This is a genomic window from Streptomyces sp. C (assembly GCF_000158895.1).
In the GTDB taxonomy this organism is placed as follows: domain Bacteria; phylum Actinomycetota; class Actinomycetes; order Streptomycetales; family Streptomycetaceae; genus Streptomyces; species Streptomyces racemochromogenes.
The window spans coordinates 1,812,177-1,816,784 of record NZ_GG657750.1 but is presented as its reverse complement, the minus strand read 5'-3'; the positions used below and the strand labels follow the sequence as shown (position 1 = coordinate 1,816,784).

Below are 4,608 nucleotides of genomic sequence, written 5' to 3'. Positions count from 1 at the left end.
CTTCCCCGGCGCCGAGCTGGAGGGCGAGCGCCTGCAGAAGGTGCTGGCACGGGCCGGCATGGGCTCGCGCCGCGCCTGCGAGGAGCTGATCGAGCAGGCCCGCGTCGAGGTCAACGGCGAGATCGTGACCGAGCAGGGCAAGCGCGTCCAGCCGAAGGACGAGATCAAGGTGGACGGCCTGACGGTCGCCACCCAGTCGTTCCTGTTCTTCGCGCTGAACAAGCCCGCCGGCGTCGTCTCCACCATGGAGGACCCGGACGGCCGCCAGTGCCTGGGCGACTACGTCACCAACCGCGAGACCCGCCTCTTCCACGTCGGCCGGCTCGACACCGAGACCGAGGGCATCATCCTCCTCACCAACCACGGTGAGCTGGCCCACCGCCTGACGCACCCCAAGTACGGCGTGCAGAAGACGTACGTCGCGGCGATCACCGGCAGCCTGCCGCGCGACATCGGCAAGCGCCTCAAGGAAGGCATCGAGCTGGAGGACGGGTACGCCCGCGCCGACAACTTCCGCGTCGTCGACCAGGTCGGCAAGAACTACCTGGTCGAGGTGACCCTCCACGAGGGCCGCAAGCACATCGTCCGCCGCATGCTGGCCGAGGCCGGCTTCCCGGTCGACAAGCTCGTGCGGACCTCCTTCGGCCCGATCGAGCTGGGCGACCAGAAGTCCGGCTGGCTGCGCCGCCTGACCAACACCGAGGTCGGCATGCTCATGCGCGAGGTCGGTCTGTAGTCCGCGCCCCCGCTCCGTCGAAGCCCGCAGTGCCCCCGGCACTGCGGGTTTCCGCGTTTCCGGGCCGCTGTCCCCGCGGTGCCTTGCCCGGAACCACCGTCCGTGTTTATAGTCAGGATGACTATTAAAGGGAGCGGGAGGGGCCGTATGGGCTGGAACACGAGCTGGACCGAGATCCTCGGCTTCGCCACGGGCGCCGCGTGCGTCTGGCTGGTGGCCCGGCAGCACATCGCCAACTGGCCGGTCGGGATCGCCAACAACCTCTTCTTCATCGTGCTGTTCACCCGGGCGGGCCTCTACGCCGACGCCGGGCTCCAGATCGTCTTCATCGCCCTCGCCGCCTACGGCTGGTGGTCCTGGACCCACGGGGGTGGACCAGGAACCGCCGGTGCCCTGCCGGTGCGCCGCACCACGCGCGCCGAATGGGCCCGGCTGCTGGTGGCGGGGGCGGTGGGGACCGCCGCCCTGACCCTGCTGCTCGGCCGGGTCAGCGACTCCACCGTCCCCTTCTGGGACGCCCTCACCACCGGCCTCTCCCTCATGGCCACCTACGGGCAGTGCCGCAAGCTCCTGGAGTCCTGGTGGCTGTGGATCGCCGCCGACCTCGTCTACATCCCGCTGTACGCGTACAAGGGGCTCTACCTGACCTCGGTCCTCTACGCGGGCTTCCTCGCCCTGTGCGTGGCCGGCCTCGTCGGCTGGCACCGCACGCTCCCGGCGCGCGGCGCCCGTACGGCCCTGGAGGCGACGGCATGAGCGGCGCCAAGCGCTACGGCCACGGGCTGGTGCTGGGCAAGTTCTACCCGCCGCACGCCGGCCACCACCACCTGGTGCGCACCGCCCAGGACCAGTGCGAGCGGCTGACCGTGCTGGTCTGCGCCGCCTCCGTCGAGTCGGTGCCGCTCGCCGACCGGGTCGCCTGGATGCGCGAGGAGCACCCCGGCGCGGAGGTCGTCGGCGCGGTCGACGACGTCCCCGTCGACCTGCACGACCCCGGCATCTGGGACGCGCACATGACGATCTTCCGCGGCGCGGTGGGCCGGCGCGTGGACGCCGTCTTCACCTCCGAGGAGTACGGGACCGAACTCGCCCGCCGCTTCGGCGCCGAGGAGGTCTGCGTGGACCCGGCGCGCACCCTGTTCCCGGTGTCCGGGACCGCCGTGCGCGCGGACCCGGCCGCCACCTGGGAGTTCCTCGGACCCGGCGTACGGGCCGCCCTCACCCGCAGGGTCGTCGTCCTCGGCGCCGAGTCCACCGGCACCACCACCCTCTCGCGGGAGCTGGCCGCGCACTACCGCCGCCGCGGCGGCGTGTGGGCGAAGACCGGCTGGGTCGCCGAGTACGGACGGGAGTACAGCGAGGAGAAGCTCGCCGCCGCCCGCGCCGTCGACCCGGCCGCCTCCTGGGAGGACACGACCTTCACCTCCCGGGAGTTCCCGGTGATCGCCCGCCGCCAGGACGAGGCGGAGGAGCGGGCCGCCCGGCTCGGCTCGCCGGTCCTGTTCTGCGACACCGACTCCTTCGCCACCGGCATCTGGCACGAGCGCTACCTCGGCGGCCGCAACGCGGAGGTCGAAAGGATCGCCGCCCGCCGCCCCCGCGACCTGTACCTGCTCACCGACCACGAAGGAGTGCCCTTCGAGGACGACGGGCTGCGCGACGGGCCCGAGCTCAGACCCTGGATGACCGCCCGCTTCCGCCGGGAACTCGCCCGCACCGGCAGGCGTTTCCTGGTCGTGAGCGGGGACCGGCGGACCCGGCTCGACGCGGCCGTGGCGGCGGTCGACGGCCTGCTCTCCGAAGGCTGGCACTTCGCGGCGCCCCTCCCGGAGCGCCGGTGAACTACGACCCGCACGCCTTCGAGCCCTTCGCGGTGACCGTCGACCTCGCCGTCCTCACCGTGCGCGGCGGCACCCTGCACGTCCTGCTGATCCGGCGCGGCCAGGAACCCCACGCGGGCGCCTGGGCGCTCCCCGGCGGCTTCGTCCTGCCCCGGGAGTCCGCCGAGACGGCCGCGCGCCGGGAGCTGGCCGAGGAGACCGGCCTGCCGCCCGCGCTGGTCGCCGCCCTGCACCTGGAACAGCTGCGCACCTACAGCGAACCGGACCGGGACCCCCGCATGCGGGTCGTGTCGGTCGCCTTCACCGCCCTCGTCCCCGACATGCCCGAACCGGCGGAGGAGGGCGGCGGCGACGCCGACCGGGCCCGGTGGGTGCCGGTCGGGGAAGCCTCCGGACTCGCCTTCGACCACGGGCTGATCCTCGCGGACGCCCGGCAGCGGGTGGGCTCCAAGCTGGAGTACACCTGCCTGGCGACCGCCTTCTGCCCGCCCGAGTTCACCCTCGGCGAGCTCCAGGCCGTCTACGAGACCGTCTGGGACACCTCCCTGGACCGCCCCAACTTCCGCCGCAAGGTGCTCGCCACGCCCGGCTTCGTCCAGGCCGTGCCCGGCGCCGCCCGGCTCACCGGCGGCCGCGGCAAACCCGCCGCGCTGTACCGGGCCGGCTCGGCGACCACACTCCACCCGCCCCTGCTCCGCCCCTCGGAAGGACCCACCCAGTGACCGCCACCAAGCGTGCCGCGACGGGCGCCCTCACAGGCCTGGCCCTCGGCGACGCCCTCGGCTTCCCGACGGAGTTCAACGACGTACCGTCGATCCTCGCCAAGACCGGCCCGTGGCGCGAGATGCGGCTGCCCCGCCCCGCGATCGTCACCGACGACACCCAGATGACCCTGGCCCTGGCGCGCGGCATACGGACCGCCGCCGAACGCGGCCGCGTCGGCCCGCTGCGGCTGACCCGGCCGGTCCGCGAGGAGTTCGTCGACTGGTACCACTCCCCGGAGAACAACCGCGCCCCCGGCCGCACCTGCCTGGTGGCCTGCGGCCTGCTGAACGACCCGTCGCGGGACTGGCGCGACGCCAGCCAGACCGGCTCCAAGGGCTGCGGCGCCAACATGCGCGTCGCCCCGGTCGGCCTCGTCCCCGGCTGGACCGACGAGGAGCGGGCCGGCGCCGCCCAGCTCCAGTCGGCCCTCACCCACGGCCACCCCACCGCCCTGGCCGCCTCCGACCTGACCGCCCGCGCCGTGCACCTCCTCGCGCAGGGCGCCGAGGTCACCGGCCTGGTCGGGCAGCTGCGCTCGTACGCCCTGGAGAACCGCACCCGCTACCACGAGCGCTGGCTCGGCGACCTCTGGATGCGCACCGCCTCCGACGCCTCGCCGGAGTCCTTCATCGCCCGGGGCTGGGACGAGTGCCTGGCGGTCCTGGACCGGCTCGCGGCAGCCCTGCGCACCCCCTCCCCGGAGACCGACCCCTGCCTGACCACCGGCGAGGGCTGGATCGCCGAGGAAGCCCTGGCCACCGCCCTCCACTGCTTCCTGCTCTTCCCGGACGAACCCCTCCTCGCGCTGCGCCGCGCCGCATGCACCGCCGGCGACTCCGACTCGATCGCCTGCCTGGCCGGCGCCTTCGCCGGCGCCCACCTCGGCGCCGACGTCTGGCCCCGCGACTGGGAGGGCCGCATCGAGTACCGCGAGGAACTCCTCGCCTTCGGTGCACTCTGGGACGCGTGACCCGGGCTGGACGCCATGGGCATCGAACTGCGCGAGCGCGTCCGCCTCGCAACACCCCCTAGAGGGCCGAGGCGCGGCGGGTGCGGTGGAGGAAGTCCGCGACGCGGGCCTCGTCCGGTCCGGCGGGCAGCGGGCTGGTGGAGAGGGCCGCCTCGGACTCCTCGGCGAGGCGGCCCATCCAGGCGTCGACCTCGGACCAGGACAGCTCGCCCCGCTTGACCGCGAGGAGGCGTTCGCGGTCGGGACCCGCGTCGATCGTCAGGCGGCCGGTGCGCAGCAGGTCGCGGCAGGAGGCC

Annotated in this window: 5 protein-coding genes and 1 pseudogene; 5 read left to right on the top strand and 1 reads right to left on the bottom strand. The window is 73.8% G+C overall.

Annotated elements, in window-relative coordinates; genetic code table 11:
- The 5 genes from SSNG_RS43590 to SSNG_RS07995 form a co-directional block, all read left to right on the top strand.
- Window positions 1-736 (top strand): pseudouridine synthase (locus SSNG_RS43590; RefSeq protein ID WP_042800720.1); only part of this gene is annotated, 736 nt, incomplete at its 5' end.
- Between the two features lie 147 nt (window positions 737-883).
- The gene (gene pnuC / locus SSNG_RS08010) at window positions 884-1,492 is read left to right on the top strand and encodes a nicotinamide riboside transporter PnuC (RefSeq protein WP_241695005.1); all 609 of its coding nucleotides are present in this window, start codon (window positions 884-886) and stop codon (window positions 1,490-1,492) included.
- Window positions 1,489-2,577: an AAA family ATPase gene (locus tag SSNG_RS08005; protein WP_007263301.1), complete on the top strand. Its 1,089-nt coding sequence runs from the start codon at window positions 1,489-1,491 to the stop codon at window positions 2,575-2,577. Before pnuC ends, SSNG_RS08005 begins: the two co-directional genes overlap by 4 nt.
- Window positions 2,574-3,299, top strand: coding sequence for an NUDIX domain-containing protein (locus SSNG_RS08000; RefSeq protein ID WP_042800719.1), 726 nt, complete (start codon window positions 2,574-2,576; stop codon window positions 3,297-3,299). Before SSNG_RS08005 ends, SSNG_RS08000 begins: the two co-directional genes overlap by 4 nt.
- Window positions 3,296-4,312 carry an ADP-ribosylglycohydrolase family protein gene (locus SSNG_RS07995; protein WP_007263299.1) on the top strand — a complete coding sequence of 339 codons (1,017 nt, stop codon included), beginning with the start codon at window positions 3,296-3,298 and terminating at the stop codon, window positions 4,310-4,312. Before SSNG_RS08000 ends, SSNG_RS07995 begins: the two co-directional genes overlap by 4 nt.
- A 58-nt stretch (window positions 4,313-4,370) precedes the next feature.
- Here the strand turns inward: SSNG_RS07995 and SSNG_RS07990 are convergent.
- Window positions 4,371-4,608 (bottom strand): annotated as a pseudogene (locus SSNG_RS07990) (nucleotidyltransferase); the annotation flags it as partial.

What these genes read in the sequence shown, in the direction of transcription:
- pnuC (WP_241695005.1), top strand. Translation starts at nt 884, where the DNA reads ATGGGCTGGAACACGAGCTGGACCGAGATCCTCGGCTTCGCCACGGGC.
- SSNG_RS08005 (WP_007263301.1), top strand. Translation starts at nt 1,489, where the DNA reads ATGAGCGGCGCCAAGCGCTACGGCCACGGGCTGGTGCTGGGCAAGTTC.